At 66.4% G+C, this 19504-nt stretch carries 20 protein-coding genes and 1 tRNA gene; 11 read left to right on the forward strand and 10 right to left on the reverse strand.

Annotation, left to right across the window (positions count from 1 at the left end; genetic code table 11):
• The first annotated feature begins 1 nt into the window (after position 1).
• From flhF to PQU96_RS09205, 4 genes are read left to right on the forward strand one after another with little or no spacing between them, the layout of a single operon-like run.
• Complete coding sequence (flhF, locus tag PQU96_RS09190) at positions 2 to 1426, forward strand: flagellar biosynthesis GTPase FlhF (RefSeq protein WP_272772022.1); 1425 nt, start codon at positions 2 to 4, stop codon at positions 1424 to 1426.
• Positions 1423 to 2286 carry a MinD/ParA family ATP-binding protein gene (locus tag PQU96_RS09195; RefSeq protein WP_272772023.1) on the forward strand — a complete coding sequence of 288 codons (864 nt, stop codon included), beginning with the start codon at positions 1423 to 1425 and terminating at the stop codon, positions 2284 to 2286. Before flhF ends, PQU96_RS09195 begins: the two co-directional genes overlap by 4 nt.
• Before the next feature lie 2 nt (positions 2287 to 2288).
• On the forward strand, positions 2289 to 3029 hold the full coding sequence (locus PQU96_RS09200; RefSeq protein ID WP_272772024.1) for an RNA polymerase sigma factor FliA: 741 nt from the start codon (positions 2289 to 2291) through the stop codon (positions 3027 to 3029).
• A gap of 18 nt (positions 3030 to 3047) precedes the next feature.
• Positions 3048 to 3797, forward strand: a complete 750-nt coding sequence (locus tag PQU96_RS09205; protein WP_272772025.1) for a flagellar motor protein — start codon at positions 3048 to 3050, stop codon at positions 3795 to 3797.
• Positions 3798 to 3926: 129 nt separating this feature from the next.
• Here PQU96_RS09205 and PQU96_RS09210 read toward each other — a convergent pair whose 3' ends face one another.
• The 9 genes from PQU96_RS09210 to PQU96_RS09250 all read right to left on the reverse strand — a co-directional run bounded on the left by PQU96_RS09210 (position 3927) and on the right by PQU96_RS09250 (position 11170).
• Entirely contained in the window at positions 3927 to 5123 is a 1197-nt protein-coding gene (locus PQU96_RS09210) for a tryptophan--tRNA ligase (protein ID WP_272772026.1), read from the reverse strand.
• 34 nt (positions 5124 to 5157) lie between these two features.
• Complete coding sequence (locus PQU96_RS09215; RefSeq protein ID WP_272772027.1) at positions 5158 to 5796, reverse strand: site-2 protease family protein; 639 nt, start codon at positions 5794 to 5796, stop codon at positions 5158 to 5160.
• A gap of 18 nt (positions 5797 to 5814) precedes the next feature.
• A complete protein-coding gene (locus PQU96_RS09220) occupies positions 5815 to 6435 on the reverse strand; it encodes an L-threonylcarbamoyladenylate synthase (RefSeq protein WP_272772028.1) in 621 nt (206 codons plus the stop codon).
• 3 nt (positions 6436 to 6438) lie between these two features.
• On the reverse strand, positions 6439 to 7311 hold the full coding sequence (locus PQU96_RS09225; RefSeq protein ID WP_272772029.1) for a 3',5'-nucleoside bisphosphate phosphatase: 873 nt from the start codon (positions 7309 to 7311) through the stop codon (positions 6439 to 6441).
• 1 nt (position 7312) lies between these two features.
• Positions 7313 to 7507, reverse strand: a complete 195-nt coding sequence (locus PQU96_RS09230) for an oxidoreductase-like domain-containing protein (RefSeq protein WP_272772030.1) — start codon at positions 7505 to 7507, stop codon at positions 7313 to 7315.
• A complete protein-coding gene (locus PQU96_RS09235) occupies positions 7504 to 7719 on the reverse strand; it encodes an RNA-binding S4 domain-containing protein (protein WP_189374321.1) in 216 nt (71 codons plus the stop codon). Before PQU96_RS09235 ends, PQU96_RS09230 begins: the two co-directional genes overlap by 4 nt.
• Positions 7720 to 7920: 201 nt before the next feature.
• Positions 7921 to 8466, reverse strand: coding sequence for an AAA family ATPase (locus PQU96_RS09240; RefSeq protein ID WP_272772033.1), 546 nt, complete (start codon positions 8464 to 8466; stop codon positions 7921 to 7923).
• Between the two features lie 275 nt (positions 8467 to 8741).
• A complete protein-coding gene (locus PQU96_RS09245; RefSeq protein ID WP_272772034.1) occupies positions 8742 to 9740 on the reverse strand; it encodes an asparaginase in 999 nt (332 codons plus the stop codon).
• A gap of 107 nt (positions 9741 to 9847) precedes the next feature.
• A complete protein-coding gene (locus tag PQU96_RS09250) occupies positions 9848 to 11170 on the reverse strand; it encodes a sodium-dependent transporter (RefSeq protein WP_272772035.1) in 1323 nt (440 codons plus the stop codon).
• 382 nt (positions 11171 to 11552) lie between these two features.
• On the opposite strand from PQU96_RS09250, the gene PQU96_RS09255 reads away from it, so the two are divergent.
• Both PQU96_RS09255 and PQU96_RS09260 read left to right on the forward strand, forming a co-directional pair.
• Positions 11553 to 11626 (forward strand) — tRNA-Gly (locus PQU96_RS09255).
• Positions 11627 to 11668: 42 nt separating this feature from the next.
• Positions 11669 to 13837, forward strand: a complete 2169-nt coding sequence (locus tag PQU96_RS09260) for an AsmA family protein (protein WP_272772036.1) — start codon at positions 11669 to 11671, stop codon at positions 13835 to 13837.
• 301 nt (positions 13838 to 14138) lie between these two features.
• Here the strand turns inward: PQU96_RS09260 and PQU96_RS09265 are convergent, their stop codons facing one another.
• On the reverse strand, positions 14139 to 16106 hold the full coding sequence (locus PQU96_RS09265; RefSeq protein ID WP_272772037.1) for a monovalent cation:proton antiporter family protein: 1968 nt from the start codon (positions 16104 to 16106) through the stop codon (positions 14139 to 14141).
• A gap of 100 nt (positions 16107 to 16206) precedes the next feature.
• Here PQU96_RS09265 and PQU96_RS09270 point away from each other — a divergent pair, with 100 nt between their 5' ends.
• From PQU96_RS09270 to lptB, 5 genes are read left to right on the forward strand one after another with little or no spacing between them, the layout of a single operon-like run.
• Positions 16207 to 17187 carry a KpsF/GutQ family sugar-phosphate isomerase gene (locus PQU96_RS09270; RefSeq protein WP_272772038.1) on the forward strand — a complete coding sequence of 327 codons (981 nt, stop codon included), beginning with the start codon at positions 16207 to 16209 and terminating at the stop codon, positions 17185 to 17187.
• 8 nt (positions 17188 to 17195) lie between these two features.
• Complete coding sequence (gene kdsC / locus PQU96_RS09275) at positions 17196 to 17720, forward strand: 3-deoxy-manno-octulosonate-8-phosphatase KdsC (protein ID WP_272772039.1); 525 nt, start codon at positions 17196 to 17198, stop codon at positions 17718 to 17720.
• Positions 17717 to 18280, forward strand: coding sequence for an LPS export ABC transporter periplasmic protein LptC (gene lptC, locus PQU96_RS09280; RefSeq protein ID WP_272772040.1), 564 nt, complete (start codon positions 17717 to 17719; stop codon positions 18278 to 18280). The genes kdsC and lptC overlap by 4 nt, the downstream gene beginning before the upstream one ends.
• Entirely contained in the window at positions 18270 to 18779 is a 510-nt protein-coding gene (gene lptA, locus PQU96_RS09285; protein WP_272772042.1) for a lipopolysaccharide transport periplasmic protein LptA, read from the forward strand. The genes lptC and lptA overlap by 11 nt, the downstream gene beginning before the upstream one ends.
• Positions 18776 to 19504, forward strand: coding sequence for an LPS export ABC transporter ATP-binding protein (gene lptB, locus PQU96_RS09290; protein ID WP_272772043.1), 729 nt, complete (start codon positions 18776 to 18778; stop codon positions 19502 to 19504). Before lptA ends, lptB begins: the two co-directional genes overlap by 4 nt.

Genomic DNA, 19504 nt, shown 5'->3' on the forward strand with positions numbered 1-19504 from the left:
CATGGTGGTCAGAAAGTTCTACGGCAAAACAACACGGGATGCGCTACGCCAGGTTCGCGAAGAACTGGGCGCCGACGCGCTGATCCTGTCCAACCGCCCTACCCTGGGCGGTGGCGTAGAGATCATGGCCGTCGCCGATGCCGATGTTTCCGCGCTGGCCACCACCCTGACGCCGCCGTCGCAGCCGAAACACCCGCCGCGCAATGCGCCGACCCCGGCCCCCGTGCCGCCGGCCACCGCTGGCGGCAGCATGAACCGCGCCATCGCCCGCACCTACGCGATGCCGGTGGAGCCGCTGGAAGCGCCGGCCGTGCCGACGCCACCGCCGCCGCAACCGAAAGCCAGCGCCGAACCGAAACCCTTCCTCGCCCACGTGCAGGACAACAGCCCTCCGCCGAAGGCCGCAGCACAGCCGCAGGCGGCCGCCGCCCGGCCTGCGGCCAACGTTGCCAGCAACAGCGACGCCGAGCGCGAGCAGATGGCGCAGGAACTGAAACAGATCGGCGACGAGATCAAGCAGCTGCGCAGCCTGCTGCAGAGCCAGCTGGCCGGTTTCGCCTGGTCGGACATGGAGCAGCGCACGCCCAACCGCGCCGAGCTGTTCCGCCACTTGCTCACCGCCGGTTTCAGCTCGACGCTGATCCGCCAGCTGACGCAGAAGCTGCCGCCGCAGTACGAAGGCGACGTCGCGCAGAAGTGGGCGCGCTCGGCGCTGATCCACAACCTGAAGTGCATGGACCCGCAGCACGACCCGATCGAACGCGGCGGCATCTACGCGTTGGTCGGCCCCACCGGCGTCGGCAAGACCACCACTGTCGCCAAGCTGGCCGCCCGCGCCACCATGCGCCACGGCGCGCAGAACGTGGCGCTGATCACCACCGACACCTACCGTATCGGCGCGCAGGACCAGCTGCGCATCTACGGCAAGATCCTGGGCGTACCGGTGTTCTCGGTACAGAACGAGGGCGACCTGCAGCTGACGCTGGCCGATCTCGCGCAGCGCAGGATCGTGCTGATCGACACCGTCGGCATGGGCCAGCGCGACGCGCGGGTGCAGGCGCAGCTGGACATGTTCAACCAGACCGGCCGCCCGGTGGAGCGCCTGCTGTTGCTGGCGGCCAACGCCGACGGCCACACGCTGGAAGACGTGGTGCGCCACTATCGCGGCGACGGCCTCGCCGGCGCCATCCTGTCCAAGATCGACGAGGCGCTGATGCTGGGGCCGGGACTGGACGTGGTGATCCGCCACCGCCTGCGCCTGTTCTACGTCACCAACGGCCAGCGCGTGCCGGAAGACATCCACGCAGCGCACGCCGAGCTGCTGATCGACCGCGCACTGCGCGCCGCGCAACTGGCCTCGCCGTTCAATCCGGAAAGCGATGAAATGGCGATGCTCAATGCCGCCCAGTCCGGCTGGCTGTCATGAGCGTGCTGGATCAGGCCTCCGGGCTGCGCCGCCAGGCGCGGCACGACTACCCGCCCTCCTTCGCCTTTTTTGGTGCCGACAAGTGCGGCCAGAGCAGTGTTGCCGGCGAGCTGGCGGCCGCGCTGGCGCTGCAGCGGCAACGCCCGCTGCTGATCGAGCACCGCAACGGCCAGCAACTGGCGCGCCGCCTCGGCCTGCCGGCCGCCGGCACGTTGGGTAGCGTCGCGGTCAGCCTCGGCGACCTCAACGAACTGATGGTCGGCAACCGCCACGGCCTGACCCTCATCAACCTCGCCGCCAGCGTCGACGAGCGCACGCGGCTGTCGCCGCGCATCTGGCGCCGCCTGATCAACGAGTTCGCGTCGGTGGAGCAGGACGCGGCGCTGCTGCTGCTGGATACCCCGCCGCTGGGCGAAGACCCCGGCCCCTGCTGCATCGCCGACAATCTGGTACTGGTGCTCAGCCCGTCCTCCGACAGCCTGATGGGCGGCTACGCGCAGCTGAAACGCCTGGCGCAGGACTACGCGCGCCGCCGCTTCAACGTGCTGGTCAACCGTGCGGCCAACTTTGACGAGGCGCAGGCGATCTTCAGCCGCCTGCAGCGCGTGGCCGGCGACTACCTGCCGGTCGGCCTGCGCTGGGTCGGCTTTGTGCCGGATGACAACACCATCAGAAAGAGTCAGACTTTGCGGCGCCCGGTGGTGGAGGCGTTTCCGGACAGCGAGGCCGCCCACGCCTACCTGCAGCTGGCGCAGATGCTGCCGCAGTGGCACGCCCCCGACGACGACACTCCGCGCGGCAGTTATCTCGAACAACTTTTAATGACAAGCAAAGCGCTTGCAGATTTGACAGGTCATTAAATATGGCAGTAGCAAACAAGTGGCAGGCCTATCAGCTGCACAGCCAGCGCGACACCATCGACATCAACCAGCACGCGCCGCTGGTCAAGAAGCTGGCCAGCTTGATGATGGCGCGCCTGCCGGCCAGCGTGGACATCAACGACCTGATCCAGGTCGGCACCATCGGCCTGATCGAGGCCGCGCGCCAGTTCGACAGCGCACAGGGCGTGCAGTTTGAAACCTTCGCCAGCCAGCGCATCCGCGGCGCGATGCTGGACGAGCTGCGCCGCGAGGACTGGCTGCCGCGCCAGGCGCGACGCAATGTGCGCCAGATCGAAAGCGCCATCCACCAGCTGGAACAGCAACTGGGTCGCAGCCCGGCGGAAGGCGAGATCGCCGACAGCCTGTCCATGCCGCTGGCGGAATACCAGGCGATGCTGGCGGAGTGCAAGGGGCTGACCCTGGTGCACTTCGAAGACTTCCACGACGACGAAGGCAACGGCAGCAGGCAGATCGACAATATCGTCGACGGCGACGCCGCCACCCCGCTGGACAACCTCGCCGACGAGCACTTCCGCGGCGCGCTGATCGACGCCATCAAGCAGCTGCCGGAGCGCGACCAGCTGGTGATGAGCCTGTACTACGAGCAGGACCTCAACCTGAAAGAAATCGGCGCCGTGCTGGGCGTCTCCGAATCCCGCGTCTCGCAGCTGCACAGCCAGGCCATCGCCCGCCTGCGCACGCGCCTGCGCGACTGGACCTGAATACGGAAACCATAGCCTGTGGATAAAATCAGCCTCATTGCCATCATCGGCGGCCTGACCGCCATCCTGGCCGGACAAGCACTGGAAGGCGGCCACATCAGCTCGCTGCTGCAGGTCACCGCCTTCATGATCGTCATCGGCGGCACCTTCAGCGCGGTGATGCTGCAGTCGACGCCCAAGCAGTTCCTCACCGGCCTGCGCATGGCCGGCTGGGTGCTGCGCCCGCCGGTGCACGACCAGGAAAAACTGATCCGCGATATCGTCAGCTGGAGCCAGGCGGCACGACGCGGCGGCCTGCTGTCGCTGGAAGGCTATATCAACAACCAGAAGGACCCGTTCGTGCGCAAGGGGCTGCAGATGCTGGTTGACGGCGCCGAGCCGCAGATCATCCGCGACGTGCTGGAAACCGAGATCGGCATCTTCGAGCACGCGCGCAAGCAGGCGGCCAAGATCTGGGAATCCGCCGGCGGCTACGCGCCGACGATGGGCATTCTCGGCGCGGTGCTGGGCCTGATCCACGTGATGGAGAATCTGTCCGATCCGTCCAAGCTCGGCGGCGGCATCGCGGTCGCCTTTGTCGCCACCGTGTACGGCGTCGGCATCGCCAACCTGTTCCTGCTGCCGATCGCCAACAAGCTGAAAAACCTGATCAACCTGGAGGTCAACCTCAAGGAGCTGACGCTGGAAGGCCTGATCGCCATCGCCAACGGCGAGAATCCGCGCATCATCGAGGCGCGCCTGCGCAGCTTCCTCGGCCTCAACGACTGAGGCAGCCCGATCCACGACACTGCGGCCAACCTTGTCCCGCATGGCCGACAAAAACCCCCGCCAGCTTCCGCCGGCGGGGGTTTTGCCTTGCAAGGTTGGCCGAAATAGCGGCCAGTCCGGGGATGGCGCTCAGTAGCCCAGGCCCATCGCCTCGCGCACTTCCTTCATCGTCTCGCGCGCCACCAGTTCCGCCTTGTGGCAGCCCTCGAACACGATCTCCTTGACCAGGTTCGGGTTGGCCAGGTACTTCTCGGCGCGCTCGAACATCGGCTGCTGCTCGCGCACCACCGCCTCGATCACCGGCTGCTTGCACTCCAGACAGCCGATGCCGGCGCTGGTACAGCCAGCCTTCACCCACTGCTTGGTATCGTCGCCGCTGTACACCTCGTGCAGCTGCCACACCGGGCACTTGTCCGGATTACCGGCGTCGGTGCGGCGCACGCGGGCCGGGTCGGTCGGCATCGCGCGGATCTTCTTGCTGACCTCTTCCGGCGTCTCGCGCATGGTGATGGTGTTCTTGTACGACTTCGACATCTTGTTGCCGTCCAGCCCCGGCATCTTCGACGCCGCGGTCAGCAGGGCCTCGCTCTCCGGCAGGATGATCTTGCCCTTGTTTTCCAGATAGCCCTGCAGCCGCTCGCGGTCGCTGTTGCCCAGGTTCTGGCTGGCAGCCAGCAGCTCGCGCGCCGCCAGCAGCGCCTCGCCGTCGCCGTCCTGCAGGTAGCGGGTACGCAGCTGCTCGAACTGCTTGCCGGCCTTGCCGATCTTCTTCACCGCCGCTTTTGCCAGCTCCTCGAAGTTCGGCTCACGGCCGTACAGGTTGTTGAAGCGGCGCGCCACTTCGCGCGTCAGCTCGATGTGCGGCACCTGGTCTTCGCCGACCGGCACCAGCCCGGCCTTGTACACCAGGATGTCGGCGGCCTGCAGCAGCGGATAGCCGAGGAAGCCGTAGGTGGCCAGATCCTTGTGGTTCAGCTTGTCCATCTGGTCCTTGTAGGTCGGCACCCGCTCCAGCCAGCCCAGCGGCGTCACCATCGACAGCGCCAGGTGCAGCTCGGCGTGCTGCGGCACCTTGGACTGGATGAAGATGGTCGACTGCTCCGGATCGACGCCGGAGGCCAGCCAGTCGATCACCATTTCCCAGATCGACTTCTCGATGATGGCGACTTCGTCGTAGTTGGTGGTCAGCGCGTGCCAGTCGGCGACCATGAAGTAGCAGTCGTGGCGGGTTTGCAGCTCGACCCAGTTCTTGATCACGCCGTGGTAGTGGCCCAGGTGCAGGCTGCCCGTCGGGCGCATGCCGGAAAGAATGCGGTTGGCAAACATGGTGTGTCGGGTTCCGTGAGTGACAGGTTAAGGCTCAGAGCAAAAAGCCGAGCAGCTCGTAAACCATGGTGGTAAAGGGACGCAGGATCGGGGACAGCAGGCCGGTGAACACCAGCGCCAGCAGGATCCACATGCCGTACGGCTCCAGCCGCGAGAAGCGGTAGGCCAGCGGGCGCGGCAGCAGGCTCTCCACGATGCGGCCGCCGTCCAGCGGCAGGATGGGCATCAGGTTGAGCACCATCAGCACCACGTTGATGCCGATACCGGCCTGGCTCATCAGCGCCAGCGGCCGGCTGTAGTCGTTGTCCATCACCACGGCGAGCTTGAGCAGCAGCACCCACATGATGGCCATCACAAGGTTGGCCGCAGGGCCGGCGGCGGCCACCCAGCGCATGCCGACACGCGGATTGCGCAGCGCGCCGAAATTGACCGGCACTGGCTTGGCCCAGCCGAACAGGAAGCCGCCGATCACGACCGACAGCAGCGGCAACAGCACGGTGCCGACCGGGTCGATGTGTTTCAGCGGGTTGAGCGTCATGCGCCCCATCATGTAGGCGGTGGCGTCGCCGAAGCGCTTGGCGGCGTAGGCGTGGGCGGCTTCGTGCAGGGTGATCGCCAGCAGCACCGGCAGTGCGTAGATGGCGATCTTCTGGATCAGGTTCATTTCTTCCAAGAGGGTTTCCTTGTCGGGTTACAGGCCCAGCAGCGCCGGATCGCCCTTGCCGCGGCGGATCAGCTCGATGCCGTCGGTCATGTCGATCACGGTGGTCGGTTCGCTACCGCACCAGCCACCATCGATCACCAGATCGACCAGATGTTCCAGCCGCTCGCGGATTTCGTAGGGGTCGGTCAGCGCCTCTTCGTCGCCGGGCAGCAGCAGGGTGCAGGACAGGATGGGTTCGCCCAGCTCTTCCAGCAGCGCCAGCGTCACCGGATGATCCGGCACGCGCAGGCCAATGGTCGCGCGCTTGGGGTGCAGCGTGCGCTTGGGCACCTCGCGGCTGGCCTGCAGGATGAAGGTGAAACTGCCCGGCGTCGCCGCCTTCAGCAGACGGTACTGCGCGTTGTCCACCCGCGCGTAGTTGGCCAGCGCCGACAGGTCGGCGCAGACCAGGGTCAGGTGGTGCTTGAGGTCGAGCTGGCGGATCGCCAGCAGCCGCTCCATCGCCTTCTTGTCGCCCAGGTGACAGCCCAGCGCGTAACAGGAGTCGGTGGGATACACCACCACCCCGCCCTCGCGGATGATCTTGGCCGCCTCGCGGATCAGCCGCGCCTGTGGCGTTTCCGGGTGGATCATGAAAAATTGCGACATCGGCTACTCCTCAACGTTGGCCGCAGCACGGTGGATGCGTGGCGCCAGCGCCTGCCAGATCGGCTGGCAGATCGGCGGCAGGTCGGTGGTGCTGCCGACATCGCGGCCGCCCTCGCCCGGGGCGTGGAAATCGCTGCCGGCACTGGCGTACAGGCCGTGTTTCTGCGCCACCAGCGCGAAGCGCAGCATGTCGTCCAGGCTGTGGCTGCCGCTGACCACTTCCAGCGCCTCGCCACCGGCTGCCTTGAAATCGGTCACCAGCCGCTCGATCAGGGTGCGGCCCATATCGTAGCGGCCGGGATGGGCGATCACCGCCATGCCGCCGGCCGCGCGGATCCAGCCGACCGCGTCTTCCAGCGTCGCCCACTCGTGCGCGACGTAGCCGGGCTTGCCGGTGGTCAGGTACTTGCGGAACACGCTCTTGACGTCCTTCACCTCGCCGCTTTGCACCAGGTAGCGGGCAAAGTGGGTGCGGCCAACCATCTCCGGATTGGCCGCCAGCCGCATCGCGCCGTCGAACACGCCGGGAATGCCGATTTTGGCCAGCGATTCGCCCATCTGCCGTGCGCGCTCGACGCGGCCGTCGCGGATGGACTGCAGGCCGGTGCGCAGCACCGCGTTGTCCGGGTCGATGCCGAGGCCGACGATGTGCACGGTGTGGCGCGTGTTCCAGGTCACCGAGACTTCCACCCCGTCGACGAAATCGACGCCGGCGGCCAGCGCCGTGGCGCGCGCCTCGGCAAGGCCGGCGGTGCAGTCGTGGTCGGTCAGCGCCAGCAGGCTGGCCTCGCGCGCCGCGGCACGCAGGATCACCTCGGCCGGCGGCAGGCCGCCGTCGGAGGCGGTGGAATGAAAGTGCAGGTCGATGCTGGCCATGTCAGTTACCGGTGTTGGCCGCCTGGCGTGCCGCTTCGCGCGCCTGCCAGTCGGCGAGTTGCTGACGATAGACCTGCACCGCCGCATTGTAGGTGTCCCACACGCAGGGATCGCAACCGCTGCCGCAGCACATGTCGTCCGTCGGCGCTTCCGGCGCCTCCGGCATCGGGTCGAACACGTCGTCCGTCACGCTCACGCCGCGACCACCTTGATCTCGAAGCCGTCGCCGGACACCACCTGCCCGGCGCGGATCTTGTTGGTCTTGCGCAGCTCGACCTGGCCGTCGACCAATACATTGCCGTCGGCGATGAACTGCTTGGCGATGCCACCGGTCTCCATGATGCCGGTAGTCTTGAGCAGATCACACAACGCGATGTATTCACCGCGCAATTCGAAGATTTCGTTCATGTTTTTCACACTGTCTTTTGACAGCCTTGTGAGTGGCCTGTGCATAAGCGGCACAAGCCATTGATCAAATTAGTCATTTTCACGCTGCCCATTTTTTGTGCAGCGGCGCCGGACTTTCCACACCGCAACGGGACAGGGCTGTTGAGTGGCTGTGGACAAGCACCACAAGCCCCTGATCAGACAGGGAAAAGTCGCGACTGTTCAAAAATTGGGCAACTGCGGCAGCCACGACTGCAACGCACGCCACGCTGCGGCCAACCTTGCCTGCCGCGTCCCGGCCAGCAGCAGCGGCGTGACGCCGGCGTCGGCCAGCGCCTGCCGGTACAGGCCGAACAGCCAGTCGCGCTGCTGCGGATGGCTGCGCAGCGGGTCCGCCTGCCACGGGATGTCGGGACAGGCCAGCAGCGTCAGCGCGTAGTCCTGCGGCCGGTCCAGCGCCCGCAGCGCTGGCTCGGCCTTGCCGAACGCCACCTCGGCCCAGATGCGGCAGGTCAGCACCGTGCTATCGCACAGCAGCACTTGCGCGCCCGCCTCCGCAGCGGCGGCTTCGGCCGCCAGCTGGCCACGGGCAATCGCCAGGATGTCGGCGGGGCTGACGTGGTAGGCGCGCGCGGCGTAATACTCGCGCGCGTACTCCGGCACCCACGCGGCGGCGATGCCTTGCGCCCGCAAGGCATCGTGCAGCTCGGCGGCCAGGGTGCTCTTGCCGCAGCACTCCGGCCCGACAATGGCAAGCCGTAACGGCACGGGATAAGTCGGCAACATAAGCCGCCATTATACGCCGTGCACCGCCCGCACGGAAAACGCCCACACGCTGCGGGGACAGCAGTGTGGGCGGCATGTGTACGCGCTGTGGAAAACTGCGCTAACTGGCTGACGGCAAAGGGTAAACCGCGGACTGTTCAAAAAACAGGCAGCGGCGGCAATTTACCCACGGGTTGGCTGCATAGCGCTGTGGGCGGCCTGTGGACAAACAGCGCAAGCCATTGATATAAAATCCAGAAAAAGCCGTCGCTCGTTTTTTAGGCAGCCGGCGTCAGCTCGCCACGGCAATCCTCGGCCAGGCGTGCACGGACCTCGGCCGGGCTCAGTTGCTGCGACAACAGCCACAGCAGCTTGGCCTGCGCCGCTTCCGGCGTCATGTCGCCACCGGCCACCGCACCGGCCTGCGCCAGCGGCTGGCTGGCGGCGTAGGCGCCGACCGCCACCGCGCCGCGCACGCACTGCGTCAGGTTCAGTACCACGCAGCCACGGGTGCTGGCGGCCTGTACCCCGGCCAGCAGCTCAGCGTCGGCCGGCGTGTTGCCGTTGCCGTAGCTGAGCAGGATCGCCGCGTCGGGCGTGTCCTGCGCCAGCCAGCGGCCGAACGCCGCTGCCATCGCACCCGGCAGCAGCATGCCGCAGCGGATGTCGGGGCTGGCCGGCAGCTGCGGCCGGAACGGGCCGCTGGCCTGACGCCAGCCGGCGCGGTGCCACTGCGGCTGGATGCCGAACTGCGCCAGCGGCGGTGCGTTGGGGCTGTCGAAGCCGGCAAAGCTCGCGGCGTCCAGCTTGCGCGCGCGCACGCCACGCAACAGCAGACGGTTGAAGCTGATCGCCACCTCGTGCAGATCGCTCTGGCAGGCGGCCTCGATCGCGTCGGCGAGATTGCCCCAGCCGTCGCTGCGCGGGTGTACCAGCGGCAGCTGCGAGCCGGTGACCACCACCGGCTTGGCCAGCCCCTGCAGGCAGAACGCCAGCACGCTGGCGGTATAGGCCATGGTGTCGGTGCCGTGGATCACCACGAAGCCGTCGAAGGCGTCATGGTTGGCTGCAATGTCGGCCACCAGCCGCTGCCAGTCGGCCAGCGTGATCGCCGACGAGTCCAGCAATGGCGCGTACTCGCGCACCTCCCAGCTCACCCCGTCGCGCGCCAGCCGCGCCAGCTGTTGCGGCAGGAAACCGGGCACCGGTGCCAGCCCCTCGGGGGTGTGGTCCATGCCGATGGTTCCGCCGGTATAGAGAATGAGCAATCGCTTCATCACAGAGACTCCTGACAACAATGACTACATGATAGGCGTCGCCCGCAGCAGCGGGCCGACGGAAAAACGGCGTGGCTCCGTGCCGGAGACCACGCCGCGGGGGCTGTTTACAGATTGTGCACCAGGATGCCGGCAATCAGCGCCGGCGCCACGTAGCGGCAGAAGCCGCGCATCGCCTGCAGCCAGGCCGGCGCCCGTGCGCCGCCGGACAACTCGGCCTCGATCACCGGCCACACCTTCCAGCCGACGAAGATCGCCAGCAGCACCTCGCCCACCGGCATCAGTAGCTTGGAGGTGAGGAAGTCGAGCAGATCGAAGAAGCCGAGACCGAACACGGTGTACTCGCTCCAGATGCCCAGCGACAGCGACGCCGGGATGCCCAGCAGGAACACCAGCAACGACACGCCCAGCGCCGCCGCCTTGCGGCCAACCTTGAACTCGTCGATCACGAAGCTGACCACCACCTCCAGCAGCGACACCGACGAGGTCAGCGCCGCCACCAGCAACAGGAAGAAGAACAGCACCGCGAACAGCTGGCCGCCCACCATCTGCGCGAACACCGCCGGCATGGTGACGAAGGTCAGCCCCGGGCCGGTCGACGGATCGAAACCGAAGGCGAACACCGCCGGCAGCACCATCAGGCCGGCGAGGAAGCAGGTCAGCACCGTCAGCGCGATCACCCACAGCGAGGAGCTGAGCAGGTTGGCCTCTTTGTCGACGTAGGAGCCGTAGGTGATCATGATGCCCATGCCCAGAGACAGCGAGAAGAACGCCAGCCCCATGGCATCGATCAGCATCGCACCGCTGACCTTGGAGAAGTCCGGCGTCAGGAAATACAGCAGCCCGTCCGCCGCGCCCGGCAGGGTCAGCGCGCGCGCGATCAGCACCAGCATCAGCACGAACAGCGCCGGCATCAGGAATTTCGACAGGTTCTCGATGCCCTTCTGCACGCCGCCGATCACCACCGCCAGCGTCAGGCCGGCAAACAGCCCGTGATACACCAGCGGCATCACCGGATCGGTGATGAAGCTGTTGAAGATATTGCCCAGCTCCTTGGCGTCGGAAGTCAGGATCTCGCCGCCGAAGGACTTGCCGATATAGGCGATGGTCCAGCCGCCGACCACGCTATAGAAGGAGTAAATCAAAAAGCACACCAGCACGCCGACGAAGCCCACCAGTGGCCAGCGACCGCCGCGCAGGTCGCGGAAGGTGCCGACCGCACTGTTGCCGGCGGCTCGGCCGAGTGCCATCTCGCCCATCATCAGCGCCAGGCCGACGCTGAGACAAATCAGGAAATAAATCAGCAGGAACGCCCCGCCGCCGTTGGTCGCGGCCACGTAGGGGAATTTCCAGATTGCGCCCAGGCCGATGGCCGAGCCGGTTGCTGCCAGGATGAAACCGAGGCGCGAGCCCCATTGAGATCTAGCCATATACCACTTCTTTTCAAAAACGGAACGAAAACCGCCGGCGGGTAGCCGGCTGCGCAAGAAACCGCCGAGTCGGTGAACCGGGCGGCTCGTCTGGCGCTCGTTGCAGCCGCCGGCCGGCATGATTGCTGCCGGTTGGCGGATGACTGCAGCCGGGTAGGCTGTCCGTTGCGGGCCAGGCAGGCGCAGTACCGGTTGACTGCGCGCCGCCGCCCGCTCAGGAAAGAACGCATGGCCTTGAAAGCCACGACCGCCCGCGGCCATGTCGGCAGGGGCGGTCCTGTATACGGAATACAATCGGCGAAAATACCATGTCTGGCGGCGCAGGGGAACCGCCCGCATTGCAAGGCGCAGCGGCTATGCGTATACTCTGCGCTCGCCTTGTGCGGGTGTAGCTCAATGGTAGAGCAGAAGCTTCCCAAGCTTACGACGAGGGTTCGATTCCCTTCACCCGCTCCATGACCGCCCTCCCCTTTTTGACCGTCCCAGAACCGCACGCCCATGAACTGGAACTCCGGCCGGCTATGGCTCAAAACCGCCGTCTATACGCTGCTGACACTGGGCATCCTGTTCGTTGCCATCCTGACGCTGTTCTTTACCCGTTTTGACGCCGACAGCGCACGCCGCAATCTGGAACGTTCGCTGGCCGACAGCGGCCGCACGCTGAGCATCGCCGGCACCATTTCGCCGATGCTGCTGCCGTCTCCGGGCTTGGAGATCAGCGAGGTACGCGTCAGCGAGCAGGACGGCAAGACACCGTTCGCCCACGTCGCGCAGATCGAGGCGCGGCTGGCGTGGCTGCCGCTACTGTTCGGCCGCCTGGAAATCACCCATATCGCGCTGCACGACGCGCAGCTGACCGTAGTGCGCCAGACCGACGGCAGCCTCAACTTTGCCGACCTGCTGCGCAGCCGCCCGTCGAGCAAGTTCATGTTCAACCTCGATTCGCTGGCCATCAACGGCACCCGGCTGGAATACCAGGACCGCGTCAACGGCCAGCTGCTGAAGCTGGAGGACGCCAGCCTGCTGGCCGAAGAGCTGCGCGCCAATGCGCAGATGACCTTCGGCGGCCGCCTGCAAAGCGGGGGCCGGCTGGTGAACCTGTCGCTGACCGCGCCGTTCACCCGCAACGACGACCAGATCGACATCCCGCAGTTCAGCGCCAGCGCAATCAGCAGCAGCGAGGAGCTGGGCGAGATCCGCGTCAACGCCAGCGGCAAGCTGCAGCTGAACCTGGCCACGCTGCTGGCACAGGGCGAGGCGCTGAAGGTCGCCATCGACACCACCAAGCCGGGCAGCCACAGCGAGATCCTGATCCCCACCGTCAGCGCCAGCCTCGGCGAGCTGAGCACGCCGGCGGCCAGCATCAGCGGCAATATCCGCTACCAGCGCACGCAGTACCGTTTCAGCAGCCGGCTGGCGCAGCTACAGCTGAACCAGAACGGCCTGTTTGCCGCCAGCAGCAATAACGACTTCTCGTGGAGCGTCGGCCCGCACTCGCTGAACATGGTGGTGCAGGCACCGCTGAAGCTGGGCCAGTTCAGCCAGCTCAGCATGAGCCCGCTGACACTGTCGGCCCACCTGAAGACGCCGGAACTGCCGCGCGGCCAACTGCGCGCCACGCTACAAGGCGCACTGGAAGGCGACCTCGCCGACAGCCGCCTCAACCTGCGCGTCAGCGGCGATCTGGACGGCGCCAAGCTTGCCTCCACCATCACCCAGTACGGCTTTGTCGCGCCGCGCCACGAGGCGACGCTGTCGATCGGCAAGCTCGACCTCAACCGCTACCTGCCGGAACAGAAGGCGGAGCAGGCGGTGGCGCTGTTCCAGAACGACAAGCCGTTCCGCCTCGACTGGATGGACTTCATCAATGTGCAGGGCAAGCTGGCCATCGGCGAGCTGGCATTCGGCAATTTCCGCATCAACGGCATTAACGCCGACGTCGCCGGCACTCCGCAGCAGCTGCAGCTGGACAACCTCACCGCCGACATCTACGAAGGCCACCTCACCGGCCGCGCCACGCTGTTCCGCGAGCGCGTACCGCGCCTGACGCTGCAGCAGGAGCTGACCGGGATGCAGATCCGGCCGCTGATGCTGGACCTGTTCGCCTTCAGCCGCATCGAAGGCAGCGGCAACGGCTGGGTGCAGCTGGAGGCGAAGGGGCAGTCGCTGCAGGCGCTGCGCAACACCCTCAACGGCAAGGTCGCCGCACGACTGGAGCGCGGCGCGCTGACCGGTATCGACCTCGTTGCCGCGCTGCGCGACCTGCCCGGCGAGAGCGAACGCTGGAGTGGCCCGGTCAGCACCGCACCGGACCAGAAGACCACCTTCTCCGCCCTGTCGGCACAGTTTGAGCTGCAGGACGGCGTGGCACGCAACCAGGACATGAAGCTGGCGTCGTCGCTGGTCAATGTCCGCGGCAGCGGCAAGTTCGACCTGACGCAGAGCATCATCGACTACACGCTGGACGTGCAGGCCAACCCCAGCGCCTTCGCCAAGCTGGGCGGCATCAGCATCCCGCTAAAGATCACCGGCCCGCTGCAGCAGCCGGTGTACTCGCTGGACTTCAACGCCATGGTCAAGGGCAAGAAAACCGAAGGCGAGAAACAGCAGGTGCTGAAGCAGGAACTGGGCAAGCAGATCACCAGCATCCTGCCGGGCAAGCCGTAGCCTCCCCCGGTGCGAACAGCCAATTGCGGCCAACCCTGGTATCCAACCCCGGTATCAAGGTTGGCCGCAGTGCTTTATGCCGCCGGAAAACGAGGAAACCCGGCTCTCTGTGCTAACAGCATGCACTGCAGGCTGAATACCAGAGACAGTACGCTGCCGGTGGCAACACGCTGGAATGCTCTTGCGTCCCGCTCACACAGCCGTGCCACATCACACCCCGCGCCGCGCACTCCCCAAAAACATTGCGGCCAACCTTGACGCCAAGGTTGGCCGCAATCCGGCAACAAGTCCGCACACCACACTAGCCCTGCAGCAGCAGCGCCTCCGCCTGCGCCAGTGCCGCGGGCCGGCCGAGCAGCACCAGCACGTCGCCTTCCTGCAATTCCGAATCCGCCGCCACGTGGGCGAGACGGACGTTGCGACGGCGGATGCCGCGCACCCCGACGCCGAGACTGTCCAGCTTCACCCCGCCCAGCGGCATGCCGATGGCGTGAGCACCGGCCACCAGCTGCACGCTGAGCAGGCGCGGCTGGTCGCTGTCGTCGATGCCGTCCAGCTCGTCGCTGGCGCCGCGGAAGAAGCCGGTGAACAGGCTGTAGCGCTGTTCGCGCACGGTACGGATGCGGCGCAGCACACGGCTCATCGGCACCTCCATCACCATCAGCGCGTGCGAGGCCAGCATCAGGCTGCCCTCCATCACCTCGGCCACCACCTCGTCGGCGCCGGCCTCGCGCAGGCGGTTGATGTCGGTGTCGTCGATGGTGCGCACGATCACCGGCAGGTCGCGGCGCACCTCGTGCACCATGTGAATGATGCGCTCCGAGGCGTGGGTGTCGGCAAAGGTGATCACCACCGTCTTGGCGCGCATCGCGCCGGCCGCCATCAGCACCTCGCGCTTGGCAGCGTCGCCGAACACCACCGGGTCACCCGCCTCACCGGCCTCACGCACCCGCTCCGGGTCCATGTCCAGCGCGAAAAAGGAGATGCCCTCCGCCTCCAGCAGCCGCGCCAGCGACTGGCCGCTGCGGCCGTAACCGCAGATGATCACGTGTTCATCCTTGGTCATGCTCTGTACCAGTATCTGGTGCAGGTCGACCGCCTGCAGCGCCCAGTCCTGCCGGATCAGGCGGCTGCAGATGCGCTCGGCGTGCTGGATCAGGAACGGCGCCGCCAGCATCGACAGCACGATAGCCGCCAGTGCCGACTGCTCCACCGGCGACGAGATCAGGCCCAGGTTGCCGGACAGCGCCAGCAGCACGAAGCCGAACTCGCCGCCCTGCGCCAGCGCCAGCGCGCCCTTCAGGCTGTCCCGCGCGCGCTGGCCGAACAGCCGCGCCAGCAGGAACACCACCGCCAGCTTGACCGGCAGCAACAGCAGCAGCATCACGCCGATGTCGCCGGCACGGTCGAGCAGCACGCCGATGTCCAGCTTCATGCCGACGGTGACGAAGAAGAAGCCGAGCAGGATGTCGCGGAACGGCTTGATGTCCTCCTCCACCTGGAAGCGGTACTCCGTTTCCGAGATCAGCATGCCGGCAACGAAGGCGCCCAGCGCCAAGGACAAGCCGGCCAGCTGGGTGAGGAAGGCGATGCCCAGCGTCACCAGCAGTACGTTGATGGTGAACAGCTCGCCGGAGCGCTGGCGCGCCACCAAGTGGAACCACGGCCGCATCAGGCGCTGGCCGAACACCAGCAGCAGGCTCATCACCGCCACCACCTTGAGCAGCGCGAGGCCCAGATCCATCCACAAGCGGTCAGAGTTGGCCGCAAACGCCGGCAGCAGGATCAGCAGCGGCACCACCGCCAGGTCCTGGAACAGCAGCACGCCGATCGCCAGCTGGCCGTGCGGCTGCGCCATTTCCAGGCGCTCCGACAGCAGCTTGCTGACGATGGCCGTCGACGACAGCGCCAGCGCACCGCCGACGGCAAAGCCGGCCAGCGGGCTGCCGGTCAGCCACCACACGATGGCACCGATCAGGAACAGGGTCAGCACCACCTGCGCGAGGCCGATGCCGAACACCAGCTGCCTCATCGCCTTCAGCTTGGCCAGCGAGAACTCCAGCCCGATGGAGAACATCATGAACACGATGCCGATCTCGCCCAGGAACTCGGTCTCCTCACCCAGCGGGATCAGGTTCATCACGCCGGGGCCGGCCATGAAACCGACCACCAGGTAACCCAGCATGGGTGGTACGCGCAGACTGCGGCACGCGGTCACCGCCAGCACGGCGACCAGCAATACCAACACGATGGGAGACAGGGAGTGCATCGAAAAAACGGCTCCAGAGAAGAGAGTTGAATGGCGCTCAAGCAAAACTTGCACCCGCCAGGCGGTGCCCGGCGATTATAAGCTGATATAATTGCGCATTATGAAAAATGACCAAAAACAATCCTGCCTCGCGCTGGCGCGCGAAGTGCTCGCCATCGAAGCCGCCGCCATTACCCGGCTGGCGTCGCGGCTGGACGACAGCTTCAGCGCGGCGGTCGAACTGATCCTGGCCTGCGAAGGCCGGGTGGTGGTCAGCGGCATGGGCAAGTCCGGCCACATCGGCAACAAGATCGCCGCCACGCTAGCCAGCACCGGCACGCCGGCGTTTTTCATGCACCCGGCGGAAGCCGCCCACGGCGACCTCGGCATGCTGACCGAACGCGACATCCTGCTGGCGCTGTCCAACTCCGGCGAGAGCGACGAGCTGCTGGCGCTGTTGCCGGCGCTGAAGCGCAAGGGCGTGCCGATCATCGCGCTGACCGGGCGCCCGCAATCGACGCTGGCGACCGAGGCCAGCATCCACCTTGACGCCGGCGTGGAGAAGGAAGCCTGCCCGCTGGGGCTGGCGCCGACCGCCAGCACCACTGCGGCGCTGGCGCTCGGCGACGCGCTAGCAGTGGCACTGCTCGACGCACGCGACTTCAAGCCGGAAGACTTTGCGCTGTCGCACCCTGGTGGCAGCCTCGGCCGCAAGCTGCTGGTTCACATCAGCGACCTGATGCACGGAGGCGACGCGCTGCCGCGGGTCATCAGCGGCAGCAGCCTGAAGGACGCACTCTTGGAGATGACACGCAAGGGCCTCGGCATGACTGCAGTCTGCGCCAATGACGGCCAGCTGCTCGGCATCTTTACCGACGGCGACCTGCGCCGCACGCTGGACAAGACACTGGACCTGGCCGGCCTCTGCATCGACGACGTGATGGCGCGCCAGCCGCGTACCATCGAATCGCACCGTCTGGCCACCGAAGCGGCCAACGAAATGGAACACCACAAGATCAACGGCCTCTTGGTCACCGACCGCGCCGGCAATCTGGTGGGCGCCCTGAACATGCACGACCTGCTCAAGGCAGGCGTGGTCTGAGAGACACCATGCAAACCATCACCGAACTGGCCAAACGCACGCGACTGCTGATCATGGATGTAGACGGCGTGCTGACCGACGGCCGCATCTTCATCACCGCCAGCGGCGAAGAGCTGAAAGCGTTCAACACCCTGGACGGCCACGGCCTGCGCATGCTGCAGTCCACCGGCGTGCAGCTGGCGATCATCACCGGCCGCGACGCGCCCGGCGTCGCCCACCGCGCCCGCGGCCTCGGCATCGACCACTACTACGCCGGCGTGCACGACAAGCGCACCGCCTTTGCCGAGCTGCTGCAGAAGACCGGTATTGACGCCGCCGACTGCGCCTATATCGGTGACGACGTCATCGACCTGCCGGTGATGAGCCGCGTCGGCCTGGCGGTAGCGGTGCCCGACGCGCCCAGCTTCGTGCGCCAGCACGCCCACTTCGTCACCGGCTGCGGCGGCGGCCAGGGCGCGGTGCGCGAGCTGTGCGAGCTGATCCTGCAGGCACAGGGCAACTACGACCGCCTGATGGCCGGCTACCTGGCATGAACCGCGCCGCACGCCTGTTTCCGCTGGGGCTGATGCTGGGCATGGCCCTGCTCTCCTTCTGGCTCAACGTGCTGACCATGCAGCGCGGCGATGCGCCGGCCAAGCTCGACCTGAGCCGCCCGGAGTACACCATCAAGCAGCTGACGGCGAAGCGCTTCGACGCCCAGGGCCGGCCGCAGCAGTACATGCAGGCGGCCCAGATGTGGCAACTGCCGCGCAATCCGAATGTCTATCTCAGTCAGCCGCGCATCGAAGTGTTCCAGCTGGGCATCCCCGACTACACGGTGACGGCCGCGGCCGGGCGCTACCACAAGCAGCAGAAAACGGCGGACTTCAGCGATAATGTGCGCTGGGAGCGCAAGGCCACCGCTGCCGCCCCGGGCATCCTGCTGCAGACCTCGGTGCTGCATGTCGACACCGTGGCGCGCAGCGCCAGCAACCACGCTCCGCTGGTGGCCGACTACGGCACCTCGCGACTGAAAGCGACCGGCTTCATCTACAAGCAGGACAGCGGCCAGCTGAACCTGCTGTCCAACGTAAGGATTACCTATGCGCCATAGTGTGCTGATCGCGCTGACCGGCCTCGTGCTGAGCGCCCCTGTCATGGCCGAAAAGGCAGACAGCGAAAAACCGATCGAACTGTCCGCCGACCGCGGCTCGATGGATCAGAAAAAAGGCGTGACGGTCTGGGAGGGCAATGTAGTGTTGGTGCAGGGCACGCTGAACCTGAAGGCGCAGCGCGTGACCGTGACCCGCGACGCGCAGGGCAACCAGCAACTGCAGGCGCAGGGCAGCCCGGTCACCTTCCGCCAGAAGGTCGACGGCAGCAGTGAATACGTCGAAGGCAGCGCCAGCAATGTCAACTACAACACTGCGGCCAACCTTGCCACCCTAACCGGCAACGCCCGCGTCAAGCGCGGCCAGGACTCGGTCAGCGGCGCCGTCATCGTCTACAACACCGCCACCGAGACCTACCAGGCCAGCGGCGGCACCGCCGCCAGCGGCAACGGCGGCCGCGTGACGGTGATCCTGCAGCCCAAGACACAGGGCACGCCATGACGCCAAGCCAGCTCTCCATCCAGCACCTGAAGAAGACCTTCAAGAAGCGCACCGTGGTGCGCGACGTGTCGCTGGATATCGCCAGCGGCGAAGTGGTCGGCCTGCTCGGCCCCAACGGCGCCGGCAAGACCACCAGCTTCTACATGGTGGTCGGCCTGATTGCCGCCGATGCCGGTGAAATCCGCCTCGACGGCCAGACCATCACCCACCTGCCCATCCACCAGCGCGCACGGCTCGGTCTCGGCTATCTGCCGCAGGAAGCGTCGATCTTCCGCAAGATGACGGTGGACGAGAACATCCGCGCGGTGCTGGAAATCGCCGGCCTGAAGGACGAGGAGCTGGAAAACGAGCTGACCCTGCTGCTGGACGACCTCAACATCGGCCACCTGCGCGACACCAATGCGCTGGCGCTGTCCGGCGGCGAGCGCCGTCGCGTGGAAATCGCCCGCGTGCTGGCCACCCGCCCGCGCTTCATCCTGCTGGACGAGCCGTTTGCCGGCGTCGATCCGATCGCGGTGATCGACATCCAGAAAATCATCGCCTTCCTCAAGGAACGCGGCATCGGCGTGCTGATCACCGACCACAACGTGCGCGAAACGCTGCGCATCTGTGACCGTGCCTACATCATCTCCGAAGGCAGCGTGCTCGCCTCCGGCCTGCCGGAAGCGCTGGTACTGAACGAACAGGTTCGCCAGGTGTATCTGGGCGAACACTTCCATCTGTAA

It is taken from the genome of Vogesella margarita (genome assembly GCF_028548475.1).
In the GTDB taxonomy this organism is placed as follows: Bacteria; Pseudomonadota; Gammaproteobacteria; order Burkholderiales; family Chromobacteriaceae; genus Vogesella; species Vogesella margarita.